Origin of the sequence: Nocardia terrae (assembly GCF_009760405.1) — a bacterium.
Lineage (GTDB): Bacteria > Actinomycetota > Actinomycetes > Mycobacteriales > Mycobacteriaceae > Nocardia > Nocardia terrae.
Window position 1 is genome coordinate 146,053 of record NZ_WRPP01000003.1, and the last position, 23,374, is coordinate 169,426.

The 23,374-nt window shown below is 67.7% G+C and carries 26 protein-coding genes; 19 read left to right on the top strand and 7 right to left on the bottom strand.

The features are described from left to right. Nucleotides 1-3: 3 nt before the first annotated feature. Complete coding sequence (gene upp, locus GPX89_RS16110) at nt 4-627, bottom strand: uracil phosphoribosyltransferase (protein ID WP_157388396.1); 624 nt, start codon at nt 625-627, stop codon at nt 4-6. A gap of 139 nt (nt 628-766) precedes the next feature. Here upp and GPX89_RS16115 point away from each other — a divergent pair, with 139 nt between their 5' ends. The 5 genes from GPX89_RS16115 to GPX89_RS16135 all read left to right on the top strand — a co-directional run bounded on the left by GPX89_RS16115 (nt 767) and on the right by GPX89_RS16135 (nt 4,668). Next, complete coding sequence (locus GPX89_RS16115; protein WP_157388397.1) at nt 767-1,090, top strand: type VII secretion target; 324 nt, start codon at nt 767-769, stop codon at nt 1,088-1,090. 387 nt (nt 1,091-1,477) lie between these two features. After that, the gene (locus tag GPX89_RS16120; RefSeq protein WP_328601897.1) at nt 1,478-2,638 is read left to right on the top strand and encodes a C40 family peptidase; all 1,161 of its coding nucleotides are present in this window, start codon (nt 1,478-1,480) and stop codon (nt 2,636-2,638) included. After that, the gene (locus GPX89_RS16125; protein WP_157388398.1) at nt 2,635-2,976 is read left to right on the top strand and encodes a hypothetical protein; all 342 of its coding nucleotides are present in this window, start codon (nt 2,635-2,637) and stop codon (nt 2,974-2,976) included. The genes GPX89_RS16120 and GPX89_RS16125 overlap by 4 nt, the downstream gene beginning before the upstream one ends. Before the next feature lie 61 nt (nt 2,977-3,037). Beyond that, the gene (locus GPX89_RS16130; RefSeq protein ID WP_157388399.1) at nt 3,038-3,394 is read left to right on the top strand and encodes a YbaB/EbfC family nucleoid-associated protein; all 357 of its coding nucleotides are present in this window, start codon (nt 3,038-3,040) and stop codon (nt 3,392-3,394) included. Nucleotides 3,395-3,420: 26 nt separating this feature from the next. Continuing rightward, nucleotides 3,421-4,668 (top strand): primosomal protein, encoded by a 1,248-nt coding sequence (locus GPX89_RS16135; protein WP_157388400.1) that lies wholly within the window; start codon nt 3,421-3,423, stop codon nt 4,666-4,668. Nucleotides 4,669-4,766: 98 nt separating this feature from the next. Here the strand turns inward: GPX89_RS16135 and GPX89_RS16140 are convergent, their stop codons facing one another. From GPX89_RS16140 to GPX89_RS16155, 4 genes are all read right to left on the bottom strand, one after another. After that, the gene (locus GPX89_RS16140; RefSeq protein WP_157388401.1) at nt 4,767-5,858 is read right to left on the bottom strand and encodes an adenosine deaminase; all 1,092 of its coding nucleotides are present in this window, start codon (nt 5,856-5,858) and stop codon (nt 4,767-4,769) included. Nucleotides 5,859-5,967: 109 nt separating this feature from the next. Further along, nucleotides 5,968-6,312, bottom strand: coding sequence for an excalibur calcium-binding domain-containing protein (locus tag GPX89_RS16145; protein WP_328601898.1), 345 nt, complete (start codon nt 6,310-6,312; stop codon nt 5,968-5,970). Nucleotides 6,313-6,491: 179 nt separating this feature from the next. Further along, nucleotides 6,492-7,778: a thymidine phosphorylase gene (locus GPX89_RS16150; protein WP_328602059.1), complete on the bottom strand. Its 1,287-nt coding sequence runs from the start codon at nt 7,776-7,778 to the stop codon at nt 6,492-6,494. 118 nt (nt 7,779-7,896) lie between these two features. Beyond that, a complete protein-coding gene (locus GPX89_RS16155) occupies nt 7,897-8,298 on the bottom strand; it encodes a cytidine deaminase (RefSeq protein WP_157388402.1) in 402 nt (133 codons plus the stop codon). Between the two features lie 323 nt (nt 8,299-8,621). On the opposite strand from GPX89_RS16155, the gene sdhC reads away from it, so the two are divergent. The 6 genes from sdhC to GPX89_RS16185 all read left to right on the top strand — a co-directional run bounded on the left by sdhC (nt 8,622) and on the right by GPX89_RS16185 (nt 14,378). After that, a complete protein-coding gene (sdhC, locus tag GPX89_RS16160) occupies nt 8,622-9,017 on the top strand; it encodes a succinate dehydrogenase, cytochrome b556 subunit (RefSeq protein ID WP_157388403.1) in 396 nt (131 codons plus the stop codon). A gap of 8 nt (nt 9,018-9,025) precedes the next feature. Then, on the top strand, nt 9,026-9,457 hold the full coding sequence (locus GPX89_RS16165) for a succinate dehydrogenase hydrophobic membrane anchor subunit (protein WP_157388404.1): 432 nt from the start codon (nt 9,026-9,028) through the stop codon (nt 9,455-9,457). Nucleotides 9,458-9,473: 16 nt separating this feature from the next. Next, the gene (gene sdhA / locus GPX89_RS16170; protein WP_157388405.1) at nt 9,474-11,243 is read left to right on the top strand and encodes a succinate dehydrogenase flavoprotein subunit; all 1,770 of its coding nucleotides are present in this window, start codon (nt 9,474-9,476) and stop codon (nt 11,241-11,243) included. Next, nucleotides 11,243-12,010: a succinate dehydrogenase iron-sulfur subunit gene (locus GPX89_RS16175; protein WP_157388406.1), complete on the top strand. Its 768-nt coding sequence runs from the start codon at nt 11,243-11,245 to the stop codon at nt 12,008-12,010. Before sdhA ends, GPX89_RS16175 begins: the two co-directional genes overlap by 1 nt. Nucleotides 12,011-12,214: 204 nt before the next feature. After that, nucleotides 12,215-12,706 carry a hypothetical protein gene (locus GPX89_RS16180; protein ID WP_157388407.1) on the top strand — a complete coding sequence of 164 codons (492 nt, stop codon included), beginning with the start codon at nt 12,215-12,217 and terminating at the stop codon, nt 12,704-12,706. A gap of 346 nt (nt 12,707-13,052) precedes the next feature. After that, nucleotides 13,053-14,378, top strand: coding sequence for an alpha/beta hydrolase (locus GPX89_RS16185; protein WP_235947450.1), 1,326 nt, complete (start codon nt 13,053-13,055; stop codon nt 14,376-14,378). A 4-nt stretch (nt 14,379-14,382) separates the two neighbouring features. On the opposite strand, the gene GPX89_RS16190 is transcribed toward GPX89_RS16185, so the two are convergent. After that, on the bottom strand, nt 14,383-15,006 hold the full coding sequence (locus GPX89_RS16190) for a PadR family transcriptional regulator (RefSeq protein WP_157388409.1): 624 nt from the start codon (nt 15,004-15,006) through the stop codon (nt 14,383-14,385). A gap of 125 nt (nt 15,007-15,131) precedes the next feature. Between GPX89_RS16190 and GPX89_RS16195 the strand changes: the two genes are divergently transcribed. Next, complete coding sequence (locus GPX89_RS16195) at nt 15,132-15,593, top strand: hypothetical protein (protein ID WP_157388410.1); 462 nt, start codon at nt 15,132-15,134, stop codon at nt 15,591-15,593. 46 nt (nt 15,594-15,639) lie between these two features. Here the strand turns inward: GPX89_RS16195 and GPX89_RS16200 are convergent, their stop codons facing one another. Then, nucleotides 15,640-16,344 (bottom strand): ATP-binding protein, encoded by a 705-nt coding sequence (locus tag GPX89_RS16200; RefSeq protein WP_157388411.1) that lies wholly within the window; start codon nt 16,342-16,344, stop codon nt 15,640-15,642. Nucleotides 16,345-16,748: 404 nt separating this feature from the next. On the opposite strand from GPX89_RS16200, the gene GPX89_RS16205 reads away from it, so the two are divergent. The 7 genes from GPX89_RS16205 to GPX89_RS16235 all read left to right on the top strand — a co-directional run bounded on the left by GPX89_RS16205 (nt 16,749) and on the right by GPX89_RS16235 (nt 23,307). Then, a complete protein-coding gene (locus tag GPX89_RS16205) occupies nt 16,749-17,645 on the top strand; it encodes a phenylalanine 4-monooxygenase (protein ID WP_157388412.1) in 897 nt (298 codons plus the stop codon). Between the two features lie 71 nt (nt 17,646-17,716). Then, nucleotides 17,717-18,325, top strand: a complete 609-nt coding sequence (locus tag GPX89_RS16210; protein WP_198347472.1) for a chemotaxis protein CheB — start codon at nt 17,717-17,719, stop codon at nt 18,323-18,325. Beyond that, nucleotides 18,322-20,235, top strand: a complete 1,914-nt coding sequence (locus GPX89_RS16215; RefSeq protein ID WP_328601899.1) for a CheR family methyltransferase — start codon at nt 18,322-18,324, stop codon at nt 20,233-20,235. Before GPX89_RS16210 ends, GPX89_RS16215 begins: the two co-directional genes overlap by 4 nt. Nucleotides 20,236-20,278: 43 nt before the next feature. After that, the gene (locus GPX89_RS16220; RefSeq protein ID WP_157388413.1) at nt 20,279-21,166 is read left to right on the top strand and encodes a GAF and ANTAR domain-containing protein; all 888 of its coding nucleotides are present in this window, start codon (nt 20,279-20,281) and stop codon (nt 21,164-21,166) included. After that, complete coding sequence (locus tag GPX89_RS16225) at nt 21,166-21,900, top strand: GAF and ANTAR domain-containing protein (RefSeq protein ID WP_157388414.1); 735 nt, start codon at nt 21,166-21,168, stop codon at nt 21,898-21,900. Before GPX89_RS16220 ends, GPX89_RS16225 begins: the two co-directional genes overlap by 1 nt. A gap of 5 nt (nt 21,901-21,905) precedes the next feature. Continuing rightward, complete coding sequence (locus GPX89_RS16230; protein ID WP_157388415.1) at nt 21,906-22,658, top strand: GAF domain-containing protein; 753 nt, start codon at nt 21,906-21,908, stop codon at nt 22,656-22,658. Continuing rightward, nucleotides 22,648-23,307: an ANTAR domain-containing protein gene (locus GPX89_RS16235; RefSeq protein WP_157388416.1), complete on the top strand. Its 660-nt coding sequence runs from the start codon at nt 22,648-22,650 to the stop codon at nt 23,305-23,307. Before GPX89_RS16230 ends, GPX89_RS16235 begins: the two co-directional genes overlap by 11 nt. Nucleotides 23,308-23,374 lie beyond the last annotated feature (67 nt).

Below are 23,374 nucleotides of genomic sequence, written 5' to 3' on the forward strand. Positions count from 1 at the left end.
GGCTCAGCGGGGGCCGAACTGGCGGTCGCCCGCGTCGCCCAGACCGGGGACGATGTAGGCGTCGGAGTTGAGGCCGCGGTCGACCGAAGCGGTGACCAGGCGCACGGCGTGGCCCGACTTCTCCAGGGCGGCAATGCCTTCCGGAGCGGCGACCACGCACAGCACGGTGATGTCGCGGGCCTTGCGGGTGGCCAGCAGGTCCAGGGTGTAGACCATGGAGCCGCCGGTGGCGAGCATCGGGTCGAGCACGATGACCGGGGTGGTGGACAGGTCGTCGGGCAGCGACTCCATGTACGGGGTGGGCTGGTGGGTCTCCTCGTCGCGGGCCACGCCGACGAAGCCGATCCGGGCGTCGGGGATCAGGTTCTCGGCGGTCTCGACCATGCCGAGACCGGCGCGCAGGACGGGAACCAGCAACGGCGGAGCATTCAGCCGGGTGCCCTCGGCCGCGGCCACCGGCGTGGCGATCGGGAATCGCTCCACCGGGGCGTCCCGCATGGCCTCATAGACCAGGATCCCGGTGAGATCGCGCAGTGCTGCCCGGAATGTCGGATTGGTGGTGCGGGAATCTCGCATGGTCGTCAGCAAAGCGGCAGCGAGCGGATGGTCCACGACGAGAGTGCGCATACGAAAACCATAATTCAGCGCCACCCCTCGAGATCCCCGCCCACCGGAATTCCCCCACCCCGGGAACCACCGCGGCCCCCCGCACGTCCAAGCCCCTACAACACCAAACCACCCCGCGACCGGCATGAAGGGGGCATTCATGCACCGCATCTCGATCCATCCCGACGGCCTCGCCACCTACGCGAGCACCACCGCCGTCCTCGCAACCGACGTGGCCGCCCTCATGGCCCGCACCGCCACCGCCGCCCCCGACCTACTCGCGCCCGCCTTCGGCCTCATCGGCACCGACTTCCTCACCGCCTACGCGGCAGCCCACACCACCCATGTCTCCGAGCTCGCCGACCTGTCGGCTGCATTCGCCGGACTGAGCAGCGCGACCGCTGGAGCCGCGAACATCTACGTCACGCACGACACCACCTACGCCTCCGCGCTGCGCGCGACAAATGGGGAGGAGACCGCATGACCACGAGACGCTCTCGCCATTCCGGCATGTTCTCGGCCGGACTCCACCGCGAACCACTCCGGGGCTGTAGGCATGGATCCCGGCCGAACACGTGCCGGGACAGCGATTACGCCCGCAACAGCGATGGAAATGAGCTGCCGTGCACCGCAACTCGCGACGAGGCCGACCGATGAGCCCGACGCCGCCGGACACCGACAGCTCGCACTCTCGCGACCGACGCGCAACCGGCCCCACATCGGCCGGTCCGAGCACACGCGCGCGACAGGGCCGGTCGGCAATGCACCCATACGACGGAGAGGTGGGCTCGTCCCGTAGGGCGGTGCGGCAGTCGGATTGTCGTGCCGGTGAGCGGCGGTTGTGCCGTCTGGTTCGGCCAGGGGTGGAACTGTGAGCGCGACAATGGACTTCGCGGGGCTTGCCGGGCCGATCGATGAGTTGCTGGCGGGTGTGGGGGCGGGTGGTTCGGGGGCGGCGGTCGGAGCGTTGCGGGAGGCGTCGGCCGCGGTCGACGAGGCGCATGCGGCGAGCCGGGCGAGTGTCGATCGGATGTATGACGCGTGGCGAGGACGGGCGGGCGATGCGGCGATGGATGCGGCATTGCGGGGTCAGACCACGGCCGCGACAGCCGCCGATCGAGGGCGCGCCATGGCGGACATCGTGGAGCGCGCGGACGCGGAAGTCGCGACCGGACGCCGGGAACTGGAGACGGTGCTGCGGGAGTTCACCGACGACGTGCGGCGGTTGGCGGTGGGCGGGCTCGGTCCGGAGGTGATCGCGGCCGTTGTCGAGTCGACGATCGACCACGTCGGGCGGGCGCTGCGGGTGGTCGAGCGTGTTCGGGCGGAACTGGAAGGCGAGACGGCTGCCATGAGCGAATTGGCTTCGCGCACGCCCGCACCGGCTCCGGTCACACCCGCGGCGGCGGGGCGAGGCGGCCCGACGGTTGTTCCGGCTGCGGTGAGCGCACCACCGGTCGGCGGATCGCCCGTGGCGGACACCTCGCTCGCGACCGCGGGAGACACGATCACGGCGGCGCGGACACCGTTCGGCTCCGGGCACTCCCCCGGCGGTGCGCTGAACACTGTCCCGGCCTCGGTCGGCACGCCGAAGTCGCCTGACCGCGGACCGGATCCGACGCGGCCACAGGGTGGCGGGGTGCGGCTGACGCTGCCGGACGGGAGCGTGGTCGAGGCCCCGAATCAGCGGGCGGCGGATGCGGTTCGGAGTGCGTTGGGGCAGGTGGGGACGCCGTATGTGTGGGGTGGGGAGACGCCCGGGGTGGGAATGGACTGCAGCGGTCTGACACAGTGGGCTTATGCGCAGGCGGGTGTTTCGCTGCCGCGGTTGGCGCAGGAGCAGGGGTACGGGCACCAGCGGGTCGGTCCAGGGGACTTGATGCCCGGGGATCTGGCGGTGTGGAGCGGTCACGTCGCGATGGTGATCGGGAACGGCGAGTTGGTGGAGGCGGGCGATCCCGTCCAGATCGGACCGATACGAACGGAGAACTCGGGCATGCGATTCCTCGGTTTCTACAGGCCCACGGCATGAGTGCGCCGCAGATACCGCCGGTGACCACGGCGGCGTCGGCCAATCGATCGGGCACGGTGACGGTGCGCGCCACCGATCAGGGCGTGCCGGTGGAGATCCAGTTCGAGCGCGGTGAATACCGGTACGGCGCACAGGCTCTCGCCGACGAGATCCTGCGGCTGACCAAGCGTTCGGCCATCGTGGCCCGGTCCCGGCGACGCGAACAGCTGGCCGAGGCCGGTGTGCCCGACACCGTGCTGGACCGCCTGGGCCTGCCCACCAGGCAGGCCGCCGTGGACGAGCTGGATCGGCTGGACGACGCCGATACCGGACAGACCAGTTGGATGCGTCGATCGTGAACGGAACGGTTGAGCCGCGCCCGCGCGGGTATTCCGTGCCCGGTGCCGGAAGGAGCTCCCGATGAGTGCTGAGATGGATGCCTTGCTGGACCGCGTGAACCGCCAGCTGGAAACGCTGGAGGCGACCCTGCAGGGCCTGTCGGAGGTGCGGGCGCGCTTCACCGCCGAGGACCGCTCGGTCACCGCGGAGGTGGACGCCGACGGCGCGCTCACCGGGTTGTGGCTGGCCGAGTCGGTGACCACGCGCTCCCCCGCCGAGGTATCGCGCCTGATCCTGTGGGCCTGTCAGCAGGCCGCGGCGGAGGCGACGGCCCAGCGTGCGCGAATCGTGGCGCGGCTGAACGAGTCCCTGACTCCGGACGGCGCGAGCCCTCGACTCCCGACGCCGATAATTCGGGCCGACCCGGATAGTGCCTGACGCGACGACTGGATAGGCTTCCCGTCATGGCTTCTGGAGACATCGTCCCGATCGCGCTCGGCCTGACCAAAGGCGATCTTGTCACCCTCTGGGCACCCCGCTGGCGAGACGGTGACGATGAGTGGCAGGCATTCCTCGGTCACGAGGAAGACCTCTACGGTTTCGAGTCCGTCGCGGAGCTGGCGGCGTTCATTCGCACCAACTCCGACAACGATCTGGTGGATCATCCGGCCTGGAAGATCATCGCCGGATTGTCGGCGGCCGAACTGGAGCCGGAGGAGCAGTACGTCTTCGATCTGGTCGGCGTGCCCGAGCTGGCCGCCGACGACCCGGACCCGGAGGTGGTCTCCGAGCTCGAGGAGACCCTCGAGATGGTCCGCAATATCGGCGACGTGTGCGAACTCGAAACCGTCACCAAGTTCTTCGGCTCGCACCCGGTGCTCGGCGCGCTGCCCGGCGGCGTGCGCGCCTTCGAGGGCCGCGAGGGCGAGGAACTGTGGGACCAGATCGGCGCGGCCATCGCCAAGGACTGGGAAAAGGTCATCGACGCCATCGACTCGGTGGTGACGATTCCGGAGGTGGACGCCGACGCGGTCTCGGTCGCGGAGGCGGAACTGCTTGCGGCGCAGGAGAACATCGTCGACGCCGAGGACGCGGCCGACAGCGATGACGACGAGATCGAGCCCGTCGACCTGGACGAGGACGACGAGGATGAGGACGAGGAGCTCTCCTTCTGGCACGAGGTCGGCATCGACCCGGTCCAGATCGTGACCTCCGACGGCACCTTCTTCACGCTGCGCTGCTACGTCGACGACGAGCCCATCTTCCTGGGCAAGAACGGCTCCATCACCGTCTTCGGCTCCGAGCGCGCCCTGGCCCGCTACCTGGCCGACGACCACGAGCACGATCTGGCGCGGGTCAGCACCTACGGCGAGGTCCAGACCGCCGCCGTGGACGGCTCCCTCGATGTCGAGGTCGACGAGGAGAACGTCTACGTGCTGCCCGGCGTCGCCGAGGATCTGGCCGCGGGCCCCAAGTCCGTCGACACCGATCAGCTCGACCTCGCGGTCGAATTGTTCACCGACGCAGCCGATTACGCCGAGGACGATTCGGTCGAATCGGCGCTGGCGGTCTCCACCCCGCTGGGCTGGTACGTCTCCTACCTGCTCAACCCCGACCCGTCCCGGATGGCCCCGAACCCGCCGTTCGACGCCGAGTCCGAGGCGTGGAAGGCACTCGAGGTCGCCTTCGAGGCTCGCCTCGAAAGGGCCTGACCCAACTCTCGGGGCTCTCCGGGGCTTCGCCCCCGAACCCCCACAACGAAATTCGGCCGCGCCCATCCGGGCGCGGCCGAATTTCGTTCATTCACAACCTATCCCAGCAGCACCGCGTAACCGGGCTTGATCACCTCGTCGATCAGCCGCAGGCGTTCGGGGAACGAGATGAAGGCGGACTTCATGGCGTTGATGGTGAAGCGTTCCAGATCGCTCCAGCCGTAGCCGAAGGTCTCGGAGAGCTTCAGCATCTCCTTGCTCATGGTGGTGTCGCTCATCAACCGGTTGTCGGTGTTGACGGTGACGCGGAAGCGCAGCCGGGCCAGCAGGTCGAAGGGGTGCTTGTCGAGCGAGGGCACCGCGCCGGTCTGCACGTTCGAGGACGGGCACAGCTCCAGCGGAATTCGCATGTCCCGCACGTAGTTCGCGACCACGCCGAGCTTGGGCCCGTCGGCGGAGTCGGTGATGTCGTCGGTGATGCGCACGCCGTGGCCCAGGCGCTCGCAGCCGCAGAACGCGACGGCCTCGTGGATGGACGGCAGGCCGAAGGCCTCGCCGGCGTGAATCGTGAAGTGCGCCAGGTTGGCCCGCAGGTGGTCGAAGGCGTCGAGGTGGCGGCTGGGCGGGAAGCCCGCCTCCGCGCCCGCGATGTCGAAGCCGCCGACGCCGCGGTCGCGCCAGCGCACGGTGAGTTCGGCGATCTCCCGGGAGCGGGCGGCGTGCCGCATGGCGGTGAGCAGGCAGACCATCTTGATCGGATTGCCCGCGGCGGCGGCGAGCTGTTCGCCCTCGCGGAAGCCGGCGATGGTGTGCTCGACCACCTCGTCGAGGGTGAGTCCGTTCTCGAGGTGTTGTTCGGGCGCGAAGCGCACCTCGGCGTAGACGACGCCGTCGGCGGCGAGGTCCTCGGCGCATTCGCGGGCCACGCGGCGCAGGCCCTCGGGGGTCTGCATGACGGCCACGGTGTGGGCGAAGGTCTCCAGGTAGCGCTCGAGCGATCCGCTGTCGGCCGCGTCCCGGAACCAGGTGGCCAGGGATTCGGCATCGCCTGCCGGTAGCTGGTCGTAACCGCAGGCGGTGGCCAGCTCCAGTACGGTCGCGGGTCGCAGCCCGCCGTCCAGGTGATCGTGCAGGACCGCCTTCGGAGCCTGGCGGATCGAGGCGAGAGTGAGGGGCATCGGTCCAGTCATGAAGCAACGTTAGCCGCATTCCCGTTCCGCGGCAGGGCGGTTGAGCCGAGTCACCCCACAGTTCGGTATGTCGTTGCCCTCACGTTGCTGACCGGTAGGTTTCCTTCACTCAACGGTCGCAGGCCACGCCGGTGCCGTCCGGGTCGAGGTACGCCGAATACCCCGGTTGCCCCAGATAGATCGGCCCCTTGCCCTGCGCCCACACCTGCTCACAGCTGCTGTAGATGGGGTCGGGCTTGGCCCTGGGGGCCGGTTCGGGCGTGTTGACGTCACCCCGCGACAAGGAGTTTCCGCCAGACGGATCGGGCTGCAGGTTCTCCCCGGGGGCCGCCCGCGCGACCGGCGTGGCCAGCCAGGCCTGCGGGGCGACGGCGCTCAGCGGCATGACGATCCCGAACGCGCCCAGTGCCGCCAGGGCAGCCGTGCGGCGGCGGAGTTTGGTTCGATGCTTCACATCCCCAGGCTAGGCGCGCTCCGCCGGAAGGTCTCCCCGTCATTCCGGCGCGCTGGTGGCCGGAATCCACCGCAGCGGTGTGGATCCCGGCCTCGAACATGCCGGGACGACGAGGGCGCTGCCCCGACACCACGAAGCGCGCGGCCGCCGGGACGGCGAGGACGCTGCTGCCCAGGGGGCTAGGCGGTGATGCGGTCCAGGATGAGCGGCTGCGGCGTCGGATGGTCGGTGTCGGAGACCGTGAACGCGTCGCGCAGGATCTCGAGCGCCGTCGGGAACGCCTCGGGCGTGTCGGTGTGCAAGGTCAGCAACGGCTGCCCTTCGACGACGGAACCGCCTGGCTTGGCGTGCATTTCGATTCCCGCCCCGGCCTGCACCGGGTCGCCCTGCCGGGCCCGGCCCGCACCGAGCCGCCACGCCGCCAGACCGATGTCGAGCGCGTCCAGCCGGGTGAGCGTGCCGGAGACCGGGGCTCGCAGGGTCTCGGTATGGCGGGCCTGCGGCAGCGCCGCGTCCGGGTCACCGCCTTGGGCCCGCACCATGGCTCGCCAGTGATCCATGGCGCGGCCGTCGGCGAGGGCGTCGGCCGGATCGACGTCGGTGATTCCGGCCTGCGCCAGCATCTCCCGGGCCAGTGCGAGGGTGAGGTCGACGACGTCGGGAGGCCCGCCGCCTGCCAGTACGTCCAGGGATTCACAGACTTCCAGGGCATTTCCGGCGGTATGGCCGAGTGGGGTGTCCATGCCGGTGAGCAGGGCCACGGTCCGCACGCCCGCGTCGGTGCCGAGTTCGACCATGGCGGTGGCGAGTTCGCGCGCCTGGTCGAGTTCCTTCAGGAACGCCCCGCGCCCGACCTTCACGTCCAGCACCAGCGCCCCGGTGCCCTCGGCGATCTTCTTGCTCATGATGGAGCTGGCGATCAGGGGGATGGATTCGACGGTCCCGGTCACGTCACGCAGCGCGTAGAGCCGTTTGTCGGCGGGCGCGAGATCGGCCCCGGCCGCGCAGACGACGGCCCCGATGGCGGGATCGGCCAACAGCTCCCGCATCCGTTCCACCGGAATGTCGGCCTGCCAGCCGGGTATCGACTCGAGCTTGTCGAGAGTGCCGCCGGTATGACCCAATCCGCGCCCGGACAGCTGCGGCACCGCGGCGCCGCAGGCGGCGACCAGCGGCGAGAGCGGCAGCGTGATCTTGTCGCCGACGCCGCCGGTGGAATGCTTGTCCACGGTCGGCCGGCCCAGATCGGTGAAGTCCAGGCGTTTGCCGGAGTCGATCATGGCCTGGGTCCAGCGGGCGGTCTCGCGCCGCGTCATGCCGCGCCACACGATGGCCATGGCCAGCGCCGCCATCTGCTCGTCGGCCACCTCGCCGCGGGTGAACGCGTCGACCACCCAATCGATCTGCGCGTCGCTGAGCTGCCCGCCGTCGCGCTTGGCCCGAATCACGTCCACCGCCGAGTGCACCGTCACGTCCTCCACCCTGGCATGCGTACCCGGGTGTTTCCATGTAAAACCGCGTGCGCCACGAAGATCAGCGGCGATAGCCGCCGGACACCGGGGCCGGAGCCGCCCGGCGCCGCGTTCACAACTGCCCGGCGGTGAGGTCGTCGGGCCCGAAGGAGTCCGGCAGCAAGGTGTTCAGGGTGACAGCACCCTTGTGGTGATCTACGAGCAACTCGCCGCCGCCGTGCTCGAGCAGGATCTGGCGGCAGCGCCCGCAGGGCATGAGCACGGCCCCTCGCGAGTCGCAGACCGAGACCGCCCGCAGGCGTCCCCCTCCGGTCGAAATCAAGTTACCGACCAGTACACATTCGGCGCAGAGGCCCAAACCGTATGAGATATTTTCCACATTGCAGCCGCTCACCACGCGGTCGTCGACGGTGAGAGCCGCCGCCCCGACGGGGAACCGGGAGTAGGGGGCATATGCCTCTTGCATGACTTCAAAAGCCTTGTAGCGCAGTGCTTTCCAGTCGATTTCCGACATTTCGGACCATCCTCCTATGGACGCGACCGAACCCGCGTGATACGCGTTCCGCCTGGTCGCGAAATTCAGGAAAGGCAAACCTAACTCACAACAATTTGGTCCAACGAGCGGCACGCCGAATTAGTTCCCCCTCAAAGCTGGGTTTAGAGTTCACGACAGATCGGTTCAGGTTCCCGAAGCGGGTCCTGTAGCACTGCCACCGGACAGTCGAGTTGCTTTGAGAAAAGCACAGATTCCGCTTGTGAGCAGGTGGTTTCGACAGTCCTCAGGCTCCGCGCCGGATCTGACCGGGTCCATCGACGACGTTGGAGGCACCGCACTCTATGACCACGCTAGAAGCTCCGGCGGCCAAGCCGAAGCGGACCCTGTACCGAGGCGACCCCGGCATGTGGTCCTGGGCTCTGCACCGCATCACCGGCGTGACGATCTTCTTCTTCCTGTTCGTCCACGTCCTCGATACCGCGTTGGTGCGAGTCAGCCCGGACACCTACAACCGCGCGATCGAGACGTACAAGAACCCGGTCGTCGCCCTGATGGAGATGGGTCTCGTTGTCTGCGTGCTGTTCCACGCGTTCAACGGCATTCGCATCATCCTGATCGACTTCTGGTCGCAGGGCCCGCGCTACCAGCGCCTGATGCTCTGGATCGTGCTCGCGATCTGGATCGTCGTCGCCGGTGCCGGTGTCGGACGCCAGTTCTTCTACCTGCTGACGAAGTGAGAGCCGACATGACCGCACCCATTCTCGGCACGTCCTACGACCGCCCCGCGTCCCTCGACGCCCCCCGCGCGCCCCGGCGCACCGGCGGCAACAACTTCGAGAAGTACGCCTGGCTGTTCATGCGCTTCTCCGGCCTGCTGCTGGTCGTGCTGGTGATCGGCCATATGACGATCATGCTGATGCTGGACGGCGGTGTGCACCGCCTCAACTTCGCGTTCGTCGCCGGCCGCTGGTCCTCGCCGTTCTGGCAGATCTGGGACCTGACCATGCTGTGGCTGGCCCAGCTGCACGGTGGCAACGGTGTCCGCACGGTCATCGACGACTACGCGCGCAAGGACTCCACCCGCTTCTGGCTGAAGACCATGCTGGTCATCTCCATGCTTCTGATCATGGTCACCGGCACCTACGTGATCTTCACCTTCGACCCCAACATCAGTTAAGGACAGGCCACCTCGAATGAGTGAATCCCGACCGATTCAGGAACACCGCTACGACGTCGTGATCGTCGGTGCCGGTGGCGCTGGAATGCGTGCGGCGATCGAGGCCGGTCCCCGGGCCCGCACCGCCGTGCTCACCAAGCTCTACCCGACCCGCTCGCACACCGGCGCGGCGCAGGGTGGCATGTGTGCCGCGCTCGCGAATGTCGAAGAGGACAACTGGGAGTGGCACACCTTCGACACCGTCAAGGGTGGTGACTACCTGGTCGACCAGGACGCCGCGGAGATCATGGCCAAGGAGGCCATCGACGCCGTGCTCGACCTGGAGAAGATGGGCCTGCCGTTCAACCGCACGCCCGAGGGCAAGATCGACCAGCGTCGCTTCGGCGGCCACACCCGTGACCACGGCAAGGCCCCGGTGCGCCGCGCGTGCTACGCCGCCGACCGCACGGGCCACATGATCCTGCAGACGCTGTACCAGAACTGCGTCAAGCACGACGTGGAGTTCTTCAACGAGTTCTACGTGCTGGACCTGATCCTCACCGACACCGACCGTGGCCCCGTCGCCACCGGCGTGGTCGCCTACGAGCTGGCCACCGGCGAGCTGCACGTGTTCCACGCCAAGGCGATCATCTTCGCCACCGGTGGTTCGGGCCGCATGTACAAGACCACCTCGAATGCCCACACCCTCACCGGTGACGGCATGGCGATCGTGTTCCGCAAGGGACTTCCGCTGGAGGACATGGAGTTCCACCAGTTCCACCCGACAGGTCTCGCGGGCCTGGGCATCCTGATCTCGGAGGCCGTGCGTGGTGAGGGCGGCATTCTCCGCAATGCCTCCGGTGAGCGCTTCATGGAGCGCTACGCGCCGACCATCAAGGACCTCGCGCCGCGTGACATCGTCGCGCGCTCCATGGTGCTCGAGGTCCGCGAGGGTCGTGGCGCGGGTCCGAACAAGGACTACGTGCTCATCGACGTGACCCACCTCGGTGAGGACGTCCTGGAGGAGAAGCTCCCCGACATCACCGAATTCGCCCGCACCTACCTGGGTGTGGACCCGGTCAAGGAGCCGGTGCCGGTCATGCCGACCTGTCACTACGTGATGGGTGGCATCCCGACCCGCATCCGCGGCGAGGTGCTGCGCAACAACACCGACATCGTCCCCGGCCTGTACGCCGCGGGCGAGTGCGCGTGTGTGTCCGTGCACGGCGCGAACCGCCTGGGCACCAACTCGCTGCTGGACATCAACGTGTTCGGCCGCCGCGCGGGCATCGCCGCCGCCGAGTACGCCCAGCGCGCCGAGTTCGTGGAGATGCCGGAGAACCCGGCGCAGATGGTGCAGGACTGGCTGGCCGGGCTGCTGTCCGACCACGGCAACGAGCGCGTCGCCGACATCCGCACCGAGCTGCAGAACTCCATGGACGACAAGGCCGGTGTGTACCGCACCGAGGAGTCGCTCAAGTCCATGCTCGAGGAGATCCAGGTCCTCAAGGAGCGCTACTCGCGGATCACCGTGCAGGACAAGGGCAAGCGCTACAACAGCGACCTGCTCGAGGCCGTCGAGCTGGGCTTCCTGCTGGAGCTGGCCGAGGTGACCGTGGCGGGTGCGGTGAACCGCAAGGAGTCCCGCGGCGGCCACGCGCGCGAGGACTACCCGAACCGCGATGACGTGAACTTCATGCGGCACACCATGGCCTACAAGCAGAGCCCGGAGCTCATCTCCGACATCCGCCTCGACTACAAGCCCGTGGTTCAGACCCGCTACGAGCCGATGGAGCGTAAGTACTGATGACTGCTGTCGCTGAAACGCCGCAGAAGCCGGCTCCGGTGCCGGACGGGTCGACCATGATCACGGTCAAGGTCGCCCGCTTCAACCCGGAGGACGGGCAGGGCCAGCACTGGGACGAATTCAAGGTCCCGGTGCTGCCGACCGACCGGTTCCTGAACGTGCTGATCTACATCAAGTCCTACCTGGACGGCACGCTCACCTTCCGCCGCTCCTGCGCGCACGGCGTGTGTGGCTCGGATGCCATGCGCATCAACGGCGTCAACCGCCTCGCGTGCAAGATCCTCATGAAGGACATGCTGCCCAAGGGCGGCAAGGATCTGACGATCACCGTCGAGCCGATCCGCGGCCTGCCCGTGGAGAAGGACCTCGTGGTGAACATGGAGCCGTTCTTCGACGCGTTCAAGGCGGTCAAGCCGTACCTGATCACGCGCGGCAACGAGCCCACCTTCGAGCGCATCCAGTCCCAGCACGACCGGGCCCGCTTCGATGACACCACCAAGTGCATCCTGTGCGCCTGCTGCACCACCTCCTGCCCCGTGTACTGGAGCGACGGCAGCTACTTCGGCCCGGCCGCGATCGTGAACGCGCACCGCTTCATCTTCGACAGCCGTGACGAGGGCGCCCGCGAACGCCTCGACATCCTCAACGACGTCGAGGGTGTCTGGCGCTGCCGCACCACCTTCAACTGCACCGACGCCTGCCCCCGCGGCATCGAGGTGACGAAGGCGATCCAGGAGGTCAAGCGCGCCCTCCTGTTCACCCGGTAATCACCAACTCTCGGGACTCTCAGGGGTGAACCCCTGAAACCCCAAGGGCCGGGTGCCGACTCGAAGCCGCCCGCATCTTCGGATGCGGGCGGCTTTCGTATAACCATGGAGATTCGGGGAACTCGACGCGGCGCTCCCCGCGTTTCCAGTTCGGACAGCAACAAGCCCGGCCCCGGCCGAGCGCGCATATAGAGGAAAGTTCCAGTGATCTGCTTCTTCGATCCCAATCACGGCCAGGCGGTCGCCAACGTGATGTGGCAGCCGCAGTGGGGCGTGCCGCGCTCCGTGGAGGCGTGTCAGTTCTGTGCGCAGCGCATCCAGACCACTCCGCCGCCGTTCTATCAGCCTGTGCAGCAGGGCTATCCGCCCCAGCCCGGCTACCCGCCCGCGGGCTACCCCCAGGGCTACCCACCGCAGCCCGGTTACGCACCGCAGCCCGGATACCCGCCCCAGCCGGGTTACGCTCCCCCGCCGCCCCGGCAGGGCCACAGCACCGCGGCCGTGGTCGGCGCGGGCGCGGCCGGTCTCCTCGGCGGCGCGCTGATCGGCGACATGATCGCCAGCGAAGGCAATGAGCGCGACGAAGAGCGCGCCTACGAACGCGGCTACGAGAATGCCGAGCGCAACGACTATTACGACGGCGGCGGCGAGTACGGCGGCGACTACAACGACAACAGCGACGACGGCTTCTTCTGACCCAGAGCAGGCGAACGAAATGCAACCCACCCGTTGCATTCAGGTAGCGTTTCCAGTGGCATTCGAGTTGCGTTTCGTCCACGCCGACGAGCACTCGAACCCGATTACCCGGTGACGGCGCCCCGATTCGGCAGAATGGGCGCAGCATCGATCTTGGGGGGAATCAGTGTTCAACTGGCGCAGGTGGTTTCCGACGATGGCCGTCACGACCGTATTGGCCGCGGCGGCCGGGTGCGGGGGCGGCAGCCCCACCACATCGGGGCTGGATCAGTTCTATCGACAGCACGTCGAATGGAGTTCTTGCCAAGGGTTTTCGGCACATGACAAAGCGCTCGAGGATGCGGGCATGCGGTGTGCCCGCATCACGGTGCCGCTGGACTATGACAAGCTCGACGGGAAGACCGTCAGCCTCGCCGTTTCACGACTGCCCGCGAGCGGTCAGCGGGTGGGCGCGCTGCTCACCAATCCCGGCGGACCCGGCGGGCCGGGACTCCTGCTGCCGCTCATGCTGGCGAAATCCGCTGTGGCGCAGCGGTTCGACGTCATCGGCGTGGATGTGCGCGGACTCGGTTCGTCGACGCCCGCGGTGGTGTGCCAAACGCCGGAGGAATTCCAGGCGGAGCGTTCGGATTCCGAGGCCGACCACTCCCCCGCGGGCATCGCGGCCATCGAGAGCAAGCGCAAGAAGCTGGCGGACGAGTGCGTCGAGCGCACCGGGATGGATCTGCTCGAGCATGTCGGAACAGTCGAGGTGGCAAGGGATTTCGATGTCGTTCGCGCCGCCCTGGGCGATGACAAGCTGAACTATCTCGGCATGTCGTACGGCACGCGCATCGGTTCCACCATCGCCGAGCTGTATCCGACCCGGGTGCGGGCCATGGTGCTCGACGGCGGCATCGATCCGAACTCCTACATGATCGACCAGGTGGCCATGGCGACGGGCTTCCAGCACGCCTTCGACGCCTACTCGACGGCCTGCGCGACCACACCCGACTGCCCGCTGGGCTCCGACGCCGCCAAGGCCACCGATCGGGCTCGCGCCCTGCTCGATCCGCTGGTCGAGCATCCCGTGCCCGCCGCCGACAATCGACAGCTCGGCTACCGGGACGCCATGAACGGCGTCCTCAATTCCCTGTACAACCCGGGCCAGTGGCCGGGCATCACCAAGGGCCTGACCGAATTGGCGCAGGGTCGCGGTGACACCCTGCTGAGGCTCGCGGACCTGGTCGCTCAGCCCGGCACGGTGAGCCGGGATCTGCAGCACGCGGTCCTGTGCACCGAGGACGAGCGCATCACCGATCGCGCCCGGGCCGCTGATCTCGATCGCCGCTCACGCGCGGCCGCACCGATCGCGGATGACGGCCACGGCACCGATCAAGCGCCGCTGGACCTCTGCGCGTTCTGGCCGGTCCCGGCACGCAGCCACCCGCACGTGCCCGCGGTCGCGGGTCTGCCGAAGACCGTCGTGGTCGGGACCACCGGCGATCCTGCGACACCCTACGCGGGCGGTGTGAACCTCGCCCGCGATCTGGGCGCGACCATGGTGACCTACGAGGGTGTACAGCACGGCGTGTTCGGCGAAGGCGTTGCGTGCGTGGATGATCCGGTGACGCGTTATCTGGTGGACCTGACGCCGCCGCAGGAGGATCTGCACTGCCCGGCCGCGACCTGAGTGGCTACGCGGTGCTCTGATTCTGGAACTGGGCCAGGGATTCCCAGGACCAGGTCAGGGTGCCGGCCTTCAGGTCGGCGAGAACGCCTTCGAGCCAATGCAGTTCGGCGGCGGTGAGGGCGCGCTGGTATTCGTCCTCGAGCACGGTGATGCGCGGGAGACCGTATTGGGCGGCCGTGGCCATGCCCGCGTCGATCTCCTCGAGTTTGGCGCGGATCGCGGTCGCGCGGCGGTCCAGTTCGCGCTGGGCGTGGGGTGGGGCGAGCAGCATCAGAAATGACAGGGCCGCGGGGAATTCCGGGAATTCGTTGCGCGGGGTGCTGACCATTTCGTTGATCCACTCGATGCAGGCGGCGCGGCCGGTGTCGGTGATCTCGTAGACGGTGCGTTCCGGGTACTGCTGGTCGCGGCCGGTTTCACGGACCGCGACGAGGCCGGCGTCCTGGAGGCGGGCGATCGTCTTGTAGAGCTGGGCGCGCTGGCCCACATTGACGACCTTGTCCTTGCCCCACTCCTTGATGCGGCGCTGGATGGCGTAGGGGTGCATCGGCTCCAGGTGCAGGATGCCGAGCACCGCCATGGCCAGGGGCGAGCGCTTGAACTGCGTGGCCTGCGTCGATGCTGTCATGCCCTCATCGTACTAGGTGCCCAAAAACTAGTTTCATAGAACTAGTTGCGACGATACTAGTTTGTATGCCACTATTGGGGAGCAGGCGAACCCGACCAGCACCACCACCCCGAAGGGACAAGGCCATGAACACCACCGACACCGTCAAGATCCACACCGACCACGCCACCGAGAAGCATCTGGGCGACTGGACCCACGCCAACTCCTTCCAGGTGAAGGCCCGCTACGGCAGTGTCGTCATCGACCTGCGCTCGCCCTGGATCGAGGGCGACGAGGAGATCGTGGTCAATGCCGACCTCGACCACGCCATGGTCAAGCTGCTCGTCCCCGAGGACGCGGTCATCGACCAGTCCGAGCTGAACTGGACCGGCCGCGGCAAGGTCAAGGACATGTCCCGCCCCCAGGACGCAGCGGGTCGCGTCATCCGCCTGACCGGTTCGAGCACCAAGAGCGAGTTCCGCATTCACCGCGGCGGCATCGCGGTCCTGTCGGCCCTGTTCAGCCGGGAGTTCTTCGAGGACGCCAAGCGAGCCCGCAAGGAGGGCCGCACCCCCACCCTGATCGACCCGGCCAACGCTCCGCGCTGATATCGGCGTCCGGTTCGGGAGCGGCTGCAAACGCCCCGAACCGGATTCAGGACGGCCGCCGGCCGGTCGGCAGCACCGCCCACACGACCTTGCCGGTCGGCCAGCGCGGCGCGCATCCCCAGGTCCGAGCCAGCTTGGCCACGATGTGCAGACCGTAGTGGCGGAAGCCGTCCGTACCGGGCTCGCGCAGCAGCGCCTCCTGCGGGTCGGCGTCGCCCACGGCCACGGTGAACATCTGATTCCGCAGTTCGAGACGCAGCTGGATATCGGCGTCGACGCCGCTGTGCAGGAAGGAGTTCTCGACCAGCTCGGTGACGATCAGCAGTGCGTCGACCCGCACCTCCGGGATGCCCCAGCGCGAGCAGGTGGCATCGACGAACCTGCGGGCCCGCTGGGCGCAATCCCCGGTGGGCACCAGGCTCAGGGTCACGCGCCGGCGGGCCGGGGGTTCGCGCAGCACCGCGAGGGCCTCGTCCACCTCGGAGTACACGGGGACGAAGCGATGAACGGCGCTGTCCCCCAGCCGCTCCCGCAGCGCCGCGCCGGGGACGACGAGCAGGATCGGCACCCCCGGCCACTCGCCCACCCGCATCCAGGCACTGCTGAACGCGGTATAGAGGGGTTCGGAAGCCACCACCAGATCCTCGAGGACCACGACCACCGCCCGCGGTTCCTCGACCGCGAATTTGACCAGGCCATCGACGAGCGACCGATACGTGGACGCGGTCAGCTCACCGTGCGGGGACACCACCGAGCAGCCCTGCCGCTCGGCACGACTCCAGCGTATTTCCCTACCGCCCAACACCTTTCAATCGCCACCAGGCCATCAGGCACAGCTCTCCGGGAACCGTGCGCCCGATCCGAACGGAGACCGCATTCGCGCAGGCCCGCTACACCGGGAAATTCGACCTCGTCGAGATCTCCCGCCGATCCATACGAATCACACTAGATGGTTACCCATCCTCGCGGATCGAAATCTCGCATCGCGGAACCATCATTCAGATTGAATTGTCAACTTCCACAAGACCTTTCACCCCCTGCGCAATGCAGATGATCCGGCACGAACACGGGCAGCGACCCTCGCGCAACTAGTCAATTTGACCAGTTGCAAGCGGCTTTGTTGTCTAGATCACATAGCAGTGGTTGCATCGAGGCATGTTCACCGAGGCTCAGCTGTACTCGCCAGTGACCACCGGGGTCGACGGCAATGTGACCGTGCATCTGAGCGATCAGCACCCGGGGGTGCACGATCCCGACTACCGGGCCCGCCGCAATGCCATCGCCGCGCTCGCGCTGGACTACCGGCCCGGTGCGCCGGTCCCGCACATCGACTACACCGACGAGGAACAGCAGGTGTGGCGGATCGTCTCCGCGGAGTTGGCGCGCAAGCGGGAACGCTACGCGTGCACGGAGGTGATCGAGGCGGCCGACCGTCTCGGACTGCCCACCGATCACGTTCCGCAACTCGACGAGGTCTCCACCAAGCTGGTTCCGCTCACCGGGTTCCGATACGTACCGGCCGCCGGATTGGTGCCGCTGCGGGAGTTCTTCGGCTCCTTCGCGGACCGCACCTTCCACTCGACCCAGTACATCCGCCACCACTCCGCGCCGCTCTACACCCCGGAGCCCGACGCGATCCACGAAATCCTCGGGCACGCCAATCAATTGGCCAGCCCCCGGTTCGCGGCCGTCTACGAGCTGGTCGGCGCGGCGGTCGCCCGGCTGGAGACCGAGCGGGCGCTGAAGTTCCTGGCCGACGTGTTCTGGTTCTCGATGGAGTTCGGGGTGCTGCGCGAGCACGGCGAAGTCCGTTGCTACGGCGCGGGATTGCTGTCCTCCTACGGTGAGATCGAGGAGTTCCGCCACGCCGATCTGCGGCCGCTGGACATTCACGCCATGGGCACCGTCGACTACGACATCACGCACTATCAGCCCGTCCTGTACTGCGCCGAATCCCTCAGCGAGATAGAGGATGTGGTGGGCGGGTTCTTCGAGACCGTGACCGATGAGACGGTGGCCCGGCTGGTGCGCGTGCGGCCGCTGCGGTCCTGAACCTGGCTCGCGGGATCGACGCGCAGGCTCGTGGACGGGGTGGCGCAGTCTCCGCACGCTAATCTGATCGGGTGTACAGCGACTCCAGCCGGCCCGCCCCGGCCGAGAGCTTCGGCATCGTCGCGATCGCGTCGTCCGCCGGTGGAATCACCGCGTTGAGCAAGGTCCTGGGCGGCCTGCCGGCGGACCTGCCGGTACCGGTCCTGGTGGTGCAGCATCTGGATCCGCGACACGAGACGATCCTCGCGGAGGTGCTCGGGCGCCGGGCCAAGCTGCCGGTGCGCCTGGCGGAGTCGGGCGAGCAGACCGAACCGGGTGTCGTCTACATCGCGCCCCCGAACTACCATCTGCTGGTCGGCCCGGAGGGCGTGCTCTCGCTGTCCAGCAGCGAACTCGTCCACTTCGTCCGGCCGTCGGCCGATCTGCTCTTCGAGTCGGTGGCCGGCGCGTATGGTCCGCGGGCGATCGCCTGCGTCCTCACCGGATCCGGCAGCGATGGCTCGATGGGTGTGAGCGCGGTGAAATCCCGTGGTGGAACAGTGCTCGTGCAAGACCCGGAGGAGGCGGAGTTCAAAGGGATGCCCCAGGCCGCAGTGCGTACGGGCGCGGTCGATTTCGTGCTGCCGTTGGACGAGATCGCGGACGTGATCCGAAGTCTGGTCGAGGTGAGGAAGTCGTGACTGAAGCACAGGACGGAACCGAGGACCGGGCCGCGGCCGACAAGACCGTCGAGGTCGACAGCGCGCTGGAGGAGCTGCTGATCTTCATCCGCGATTCGCGCGGCTTCGATTTCACCGGCTACAAGCGGTCCTCGCTGGCACGGCGCATCCGCAAGCGCATGCACGAGGTGCGGATCGTCGAATACCGCGACTACCGCGACTACCTGGAGAGCAACGCCGAGGAATTCCAGCATCTGTTCAACACCATCCTCATCAATGTCACCAGCTTCTTCCGCGATATCGAAGCCTGGCAGTACCTGCAGCGCGAGATAATCCCGGAGCTGGTGTCGGCCACCAAGGCCGACGACGAGATCCGGATCTGGAGCGCGGGCTGCTCGAGCGGTGAAGAGGCGTACTCGCTGGCCATCGTCTTCGCCGAGGCGCTCGGGATCGACGAGTGCGTCAAGCGGGTGAAGATCTATGGGACCGACGTCGACGAGGAGGCGCTGCGCGACGCGCGCTCCGGCCTCTACACCGCGAAGGCGCTCGAGCCGCTGTCGAACGAATTGCGCACCCGCTATTTCGAACCCAACGGCGACAAGTTCGTCTTCCGGTCCGACCTGCGACGGCGGGTGATCTTCGGTCGTCACGACATCACGCGGGACGCTCCCATCTCCCGGCTCGATCTGCTGATCTGCCGCAACACACTGATGTATTTCAATGTGGAGGCGCAGTCGCAGATCCTCGACCGTTTCCATTTCGCGCTGCGCGACAGCGGGTTCCTGTTCCTGGGCAAGGCAGAGATGCTGCTGTCGGACGGCGAACGCTTCGAGGTCGCGAGCATGCGCCAGCGCGTCTTCCGCCGCCGCGTCGGCGAATCCGCGTCGCAGCACGCGGCCATCCTGCCGCGGCTGGAGGCCGGGCTGGGCCAGGAGGTGCAGGGGTTCGTCAAGAAGCGGCAGTTGAGCGACCTGGCCCTGGAGACCGCGCCGATCGCCATGCTCGGTGTGGACACCGACGGCAAGGTGACGGTGATCAACAACCAGATGCGCAGCCAGTTCGGCTTGAATCCGCATGATGTCGGCCGCCCCCTGAGCGATCTCGAAATCTCCTACCGTCCGGTCGAATTGCGGTCGGTCATCGAGCAGGCCGTCAACGAGCGCCGCATGATCCGCCTCACCTCGGTGGAGCGGCGGCTGGGCCCGGACGAGATCCAGTTCTTCGACGTGGTGGTGCAGCCGCTGTGGAATGGCGAGAGCGCCAATATCGGCGTGTCGATCAGCTTCGTCGACACCACCATGTCGACCCGGCTCTCGCTCGAGGTGAAGGTCAAGCGCGAAGAGCTCGAAACCGCCTACGAGGAACTGCAATCCACCAACGAAGAGCTCGAGACCACCAACGAGGAATTGCAATCCAGCATCGAGGAACTCGAGACCACCAACGAGGAACTGCAATCCACCAACGAGGAACTCGAAACCACCAACGAGGAACTGCAATCGGGCAATGAAGAGCTCGAGACCATGAACGAGGAATTGCGCATCCGCAGCAACGAACTGGACGAGGCGCGCACCTTCCTCGAGGGCATCCTGTCCAGCGTCGCGGCCGGAGTGGTGGTGCTGGACGCCGATCTGCGGGTGCGCAGCTGGAATCGGGGCGCGGAGGAGCTGTGGGGGTTGCGCAGCGAGGAGGTGAGCCAGCAGTTCTTCTTCACCCTGGACTTCGGGCTGCCCACCGAAAGGCTGGCCGAATCGGTGCAGCAGACCATGCGCTCGCGCCGGCGGGTGGGGCCGATCGAGCTCGCGGCGGTCAACCGGATCGGCCGCTCCATCACCTGCGCGGTGACCTGTTCTCCGTTGGACGGCACCCGGGACGGCGTGGTCCTGCTGATGGAAGAGACGCCGTCGGCGACACCCGCCGCGCAACGAAATTGAATCGGCCTCGGCATCGGCAAGTTTCCGGCGTTAGGCTTGGTTCGTGTCGCCGCTATCTGACGCGTTCGAGGCGATCGCCAATGCTCTGAAACAGTACGACCTGGAACTCGAGCGCGCGGCCGCCAGCGCTTCCGTCGCGCGCAGATACGAACTGCAGCTGGATCGCCCGCCCGAATCCATGCACGACTTCCGGGTGCGGATGGTCACGCTGCACCGGGATCAGGAGGAGCGGCATCGTTCCTGCGCCCGGTTGTATCGGCTGCACCTCGAACGTCTGCTGCGGTGGCGCGATGTCGATGCCACCGGGCGGCGCCCGGTGTTCATGAACGCCGTCGCCGATCAGCTGGGAATGGACAGCGCTGCCGTCGTGCTGTTCGACGACGCGCGACACGAGTTGCTGAGCGCTGTCTCGGACGACATCGCCCGCGCGGTCCGCGAAGCGGAGACGGTGATCGGCGACGGTCCCGCCCTGGACATCGCTTCCGGTGCGGAGGAGGTCGTCGCCACCGGCCCGGAGGTGCTCGGCCGGTGGCCCGTATTCGCCTCGGCGATAGGGAATCTGGGTATTCGCACTGTGCTCGCCGTCCCACTGCGCGCGCAGTCGCGGCGGCTCGGCGCGCTCTGCGCTTATTCGCACCGTGCGGATGCGAAGCCCGGCGCGCTGGTCGGCGCGGGCCGGGTGGCGGATGCCCTCACCAGCACCGTTCTGCTCGCGGAGCAGGACGGCCAGGGCGACGGATTCACGCTGCGCGGCACGCTGTTCGACGACGCGGACTACCCGAGCGCGGTGAACCAGGCGATCGGGGTGATCGCGGCACGCCGCGGTTGCGATCTCGACGAGGCGCGAGCGCTGCTGCGCGCCCGCGCCTTCGCCGAGGGCACCTCACTGGCGTGGATCGCCGACCGGTTGCTCGAAGGCGATGACCTGTAATGACGGCCGGCCTGCCCGAAGGGCTGACGACGCTCACCGCGGCACTGCTGTCGCCGGATGCGGGGGCGGGCGCGCGGGAACTGCCCGCGATCATCTCCGGAATGCTGGTGGGCGAACCCGGGGTCTGCCTGGTACTCGAGGTCTCGGGTCTGGGATGCGATGGTGTGCAAGGGATATCGGGCGAACGGGTACGACTCGATGATGTCGTGTCGCTCTGCCGCGAAACCATCGAGACCGGTCGGCCACTGTCGGTGCCCGACCTGCGAGCGCCGACATCCCGGGCCCGGCATCCGGAGGCACGGTCCGCCCACGGCATCGGATCCTTCGAGGGGCGGCCACTGCTCGCGGACCAGCGGGTCGTCGGCGCGCTCGGCCTGTGCTCGCCCCGGGCCCACGCGTTCGGCGAGGACCTGCGCCAGCGGTCGGCGCTGATCGCCGATCACCTCGGTGTGCTGCTGGGCGTGGTGGCCGAACGCGCCAAGCAGATCACGGTGGCCGGACAATTGCACGCGGCGCTGTCCTCACGCGCCGTCATAGATCAGGCGCTGGGAATCGTGATGGCACGCCGGCGCTGTGACCGCGACGTGGCCTTCGACACCCTGCGCCGCCTCTCCAATCGCCGCAATGTGAAAGTCCATGAGCTCGCCGCGGAGATCATCGCCGCCTTGGACGACGAAGTGACCGAATACCGGTCGAATGGCCCTGACCCGCGGCGGGACGTCAACCTAACCTGAGCCCCATGGCGGCTCCTGTCCACTTGAACAACCGGCTTCGGCGAGCGCCGACCGCGCAGCCGCTGTCGCGGATGCACCGTTTCGCGGTGCGGGCGGAGCAGCGGGCGGCGCGTAGGCATTCCGAGGCGGTGAACATCCTCGCCTCGGAACAACAGCGGATGCATCAGCATCGGATCGATGCCGAGGTCGCCGACACCGAGCGCACGATCAGCGACCTGCTCGTACCCGAGCGGACGCATTACCCCGATCTCGAGGTGCTGGACCCCTACTTCCTCGCGGGCGCCGACCGGCAGACGATGCTGACGAGGCTGCTGGACACGGCGGTGGAGCACTCGCACGCCGACATGGGCACCATTCACCTGTACGACCCCGAGCGGAGCGAACTGCGGATGGCGGCCCAACGCGGGTTCGACGGTCCGTTCCTCACGTTCTTCGACCGGATCGAGGCCGCGAGCGGTACAGCGTGGGCGGCGGCCACCGGCGGCGCGTCCGTGTTCGTCCCCGATGTGGAGCACAGCACCGTGTTCGACGCGCCGAGCCGGGAGGTGGTGCTCGAGGCCCGGGTGCGGTCCGTGCGGTCGATCCCACTGATCACACCGACCGGCCCGGTTGTCGGCGTGCTGTCGTGTTACTACGAAAAGCCCTATCCCCCAATGGAAGACAATGAGACACTACTGGTGGTATTGGCCGACGCGGCCGCGAGATCGCTGATCTGGCGAGAGCGGCGCGGGAGCGGAACGGGGCCCCATGTCGCGTGACGCCGACGGCCGCCTCGATCTCGCGGTCGGACTGGCCGAACTGACATCCCGCGTGCTGTCGGCCGAGAACGTCGAAGCGGCCGCACGCGATGCCGCTGCCGTCGTGTCGCGGATACTGCCGGGCGAACCGCAGGTCGGTGTCGTCGTCAACTGGGTAAGCGACCGGACGGTTTTCGTCGCGACCGGTTCCTCGGATCGACTGCGGGAACAGACCTTCGAGGAGGGGCCCGCCGTACACCATGAGCCCCTGCGCACCCCGACCGGATCGGTCGGCACGCTGCTCGTCCGCCCGGCACGGCCCGGCGGGCTCGACGAGCGGGCCCGCCCGCTGGTCGTCCTGACCGCGGATCATCTCGCCACGCTGCTGTCGTTCCGGATCGATCTCGCCGCCCGCGAGGCGCACACCGAAGACCTGCGACACACGCTGGCCTCGCGATCGGCGGTCGATCAAGCAGTGGGAATCCTCATGGAGCGACGCCGATTCGGCCGCGAGGACGCGCTGGACGCACTCCGGACCATCGCCCGCGACCGCGGGGCCGACACCACGACCGTGGCCGCCGAGCTCATTCGCCGACTGACCGGGGCAGCGGTCGGCACAACACATTTCGACGAACCAACCGGGACCGACGCAAATCGCGGGCACGTATAATCGGATCGAGGTTCTCCCCGAGTCCCGAAGCGCGGCTCAGGATCCACCGATGACCCAGGGAGGGTCG